Here is a 3,222-nt window from a genome sequence, read left to right on the forward strand (position 1 = left end):
ACAATTCTTAAACACGTTATAGTTCTCCTCTTTTTCTAGCTAAAGTTATTTAATACAAACTAAAGAAACACGTTGTGCATAATTTGAGAAAATGAAATTCATAGGAAAATTTATAATTTTTATTTTAATTATTTCTTGTTCAAATAAGCAAATTACATTGGAAAAATATTCAAATTATCCTGTAAAATTTGCGAAACAAAAAATAAAATATCCTAATAATGACTTTTCAATTTTTATTCCAAAAAATTGGGAATGGAAAGTCGAAACATATGAAACCGAAAGTATCATTTTAGGGATAGATGCAGTTTCTGAATTAGACAAAGATGGTTTTGTTGATATAATTTCTATTCAAAAACTTAAAAGTTTGGAAGAAAACAAAGACCTAAAAGCTGAATTTGAATATTTCCTAAATTTAATGGAAAATAATCCGCAGAATGGAAAACTAATTGAATCTGGTTATACCGAAATCCTAAATAAAAAATCCTATTTCTTTCATACGAAATCGGACACAGGCAGATATGGAGAATCTGAAATAATCAGTTTTATTTTAGATAGTGGAATTGAAGGAGTCTTTTATAATTTAACGGCATCTGCTTCACAAACCACGGATTTAAAGAAAAACATGTCGATTTTAATTCAATCGTTAAAGACATTTGAGATTCAGAATAAAAAATAAAAAACTATGCACAACACCGTATATAAAAAATTGCTAGTTTTACCCTAAACCAATGTGAGTTGCTTTGTTTGCTAGCTTCCGATTTTCCTTCGGAAAATCCTCGCACACAAACACGCAACTTTCCATATACAACAACGTTACCCAACATTAACCACTCAAACCAAAAACTGAATTAAATGCAAGAAAAAATTGAAATACCATTAAGCAAAAACAAATTACTTTTAGGAATTGGAGGTTCTATATTATTTGTAATATTGGGAGTTTGGCTGTTTACAAATGCGGAGAGTTTTCAAGAACATTCATTTAGAATATTGAGAAATCCAATGGTAGCAAAAGGAGTTGGGATTTTAAGTATTTTGTTTTTTGGTGCGACAGGGATTTTCGGATTTAAAAAACTGTTTGATAAAAAAGTTGGACTAACAATTGACTCAAACGGAATAACTGACAACTCAAACGCATCGAGTGTCGGACTAATTGAATGGAATGATATAACTGATATCATCACAAAGCAAGTAATGTCGACAAAATTTCTGCTGATTAACGTAACGAATCCTGAAAAATATATCGAAAAAGCAAAAAGCGGAATGAAAGCCAAACTTATGCGTTCGAATATGAAAATGTACGGAACACCACTTTCGATTACATCCAATACTCTAAAATATGATTTTGGAAAACTGGAACAATTAATACAAACTGAATTTGAACGAAATAAAAACGTTGGGTAACACCGTGTATAATTAATTGCTTGTTTTAAGCCTACTTACGAACATTCCTGCGGAATATTCTATCTGTGATTTATTTGCTAACTTAGTTCCTTAAATCACGCAACTAATCATACACAATCACGTTAGCTGTAATTTACCACGAAACTCAAAATCAACCAATTAATGAATCAAAACAAAAATATTAGCGATTCTGAATTTAGGACTTATTACGAACCTCTACTAAAAGGTTATGCTGAAGAATTTAAATCTGTTATAAAACCTAAGAATGATATTGGTAAACTAATATTTACTGATTCAAAAACAATCTCAATAGAGAAACTTAAAAGTATCATTAAAAAAGAAAATGATATATATACAGAATCTTTGATTTATAGATTAATTGGTGTTAGAGAAATAATTTACTGTAGAGAAAACAAGCAAAAATTAAATATAAAGTACGTCTGGGAACTAATTTCAAAGTCAATTAAAATTATTCCAAACAATTATACTATTTCATCAATTGGTTCACAAGGTTTTTTATCTATTCCATTATATAAGTTTGATAAATCTTTAGAAAGTTTTGATTTTCTTAGATTACACATTTGGGATGATTCATTAAATCAATATATTGATTTAGAAAAATGTGAAAACTTTTCAGTTCATACACATACATTCTATGCAGAAAGTTGGGTAATAACAGGGAAAATAATCAATAATAGATTTGACTATAATATTAATTCAGACAATTCTAATCATTCGTTTTTTAAAGTAGTTTATAACGATTCATTAAACGAAGTAAATCAACACACTTCTAAGGCTGTAAATGAAAAAATAGATATAGAGCTTTACCAAACATCCAAAGAAATACATTTCGAGAACGGAAACTATAAAATAGAAGCTGGAAAATTGCATAAGTCAGGTCATACAAATTCACCTTTGACTTCTGCCACTTTTTTTTCTTTCACAGGAAAAAATGGATTGGATAAATCAATTGTAATTGGACCTAAGCATATTTCAGAATCTATTATAAATCGAAAAATGATTATCGACCCAACAGAACTATTAAATAAAATCGACCAACAACTTTCATAAAATGGAAAAGAAAAAAACTATGCTTTTAGATTGGATGAGAAAGGTTCACCAATTAGAATATGCTCATTGTTATCAATCTGAATATTATAGAAAGATTGAAAAAAGAATAGGAATTTCAGCTTTCGTTTTATCAACAATGGTCGCTTTTTCTTATAAATTTCCTTCAATAGAAAATGAATGGTTTAATACTTATCTGTTCTTTCTAAACAAAGAATACTTCTTACCTTTTCTTTTATTTGTTGTTGCGTTATTTACAGGTTTACAAACTTTTTTAAAGCCTAATGAAAAATCTGATATTCATAGAAAACTTGGTCTTGAATATGAAAAAATTAGACATACAATTGAAATAACTTTAACGAAAGAAGAATCTGAATTAAATATTGATAGAGAGATATTAAAAATAAAAAAAACTTGGGATTCTATGAATACAGTATATGTTATGGAAAGATATTTTATAGATGGAAAAAATAAAGTGAAATCACTAAAAAAATACCCAAAGGAATTAAGCTTTTTGGAAGATATAAAATAAAAACTACAGCTAACACCGTATATAATTTATTGCTAGTTCTAGCCTACTTACGAAAATCCTATCGGATTTTCTATTCGGTTTTTATTTGTTAACTTAGTTGCTTAACCACGCAACAAACCATATACAAACACGTTGTACACAATACTGAGTTGTCCTGAATAAAGGCTACATAATTTTAAACATTATGTACAAAAATGACAAAGTAATTAGACGTTACAGCG

At 28.2% G+C, this 3,222-nt stretch carries 4 protein-coding genes; all 4 read left to right on the forward strand.

The genetic code is table 11. The features are described from left to right. Window positions 1–91 precede the first annotated feature (91 nt). The 4 genes from Q1B05_RS18385 (at window position 92) to Q1B05_RS18400 (ending at window position 3,001) form a co-directional block, all read left to right on the forward strand. Complete coding sequence (locus tag Q1B05_RS18385) at window positions 92–676, forward strand: hypothetical protein (RefSeq protein ID WP_299782890.1); 585 nt, start codon at window positions 92–94, stop codon at window positions 674–676. Window positions 677–852: 176 nt separating this feature from the next. Then, the gene (locus Q1B05_RS18390) at window positions 853–1,401 is read left to right on the forward strand and encodes an STM3941 family protein (RefSeq protein WP_299782892.1); all 549 of its coding nucleotides are present in this window, start codon (window positions 853–855) and stop codon (window positions 1,399–1,401) included. 162 nt (window positions 1,402–1,563) lie between these two features. Beyond that, window positions 1,564–2,472 (forward strand): hypothetical protein, encoded by a 909-nt coding sequence (locus Q1B05_RS18395; protein WP_299782894.1) that lies wholly within the window; start codon window positions 1,564–1,566, stop codon window positions 2,470–2,472. A 1-nt stretch (window position 2,473) separates the two neighbouring features. Further along, window positions 2,474–3,001: an SLATT domain-containing protein gene (locus Q1B05_RS18400; protein ID WP_299782896.1), complete on the forward strand. Its 528-nt coding sequence runs from the start codon at window positions 2,474–2,476 to the stop codon at window positions 2,999–3,001. Window positions 3,002–3,222: the final 221 nt, after the last annotated feature.

This window comes from uncultured Formosa sp., assembly GCF_947500765.1.
In the GTDB taxonomy this organism is placed as follows: domain Bacteria; phylum Bacteroidota; class Bacteroidia; order Flavobacteriales; family Flavobacteriaceae; genus Formosa.

What these genes read in the sequence shown, in the direction of transcription:
- Q1B05_RS18390 (WP_299782892.1), top strand. Translation starts at nt 853, where the DNA reads ATGCAAGAAAAAATTGAAATACCATTAAGCAAAAACAAATTACTTTTA.
- Q1B05_RS18385 (WP_299782890.1), top strand. Translation starts at nt 92, where the DNA reads ATGAAATTCATAGGAAAATTTATAATTTTTATTTTAATTATTTCTTGT.
- Q1B05_RS18400 (WP_299782896.1), top strand. Translation starts at nt 2,474, where the DNA reads ATGGAAAAGAAAAAAACTATGCTTTTAGATTGGATGAGAAAGGTTCAC.
- Q1B05_RS18395 (WP_299782894.1), top strand. Translation starts at nt 1,564, where the DNA reads ATGAATCAAAACAAAAATATTAGCGATTCTGAATTTAGGACTTATTAC.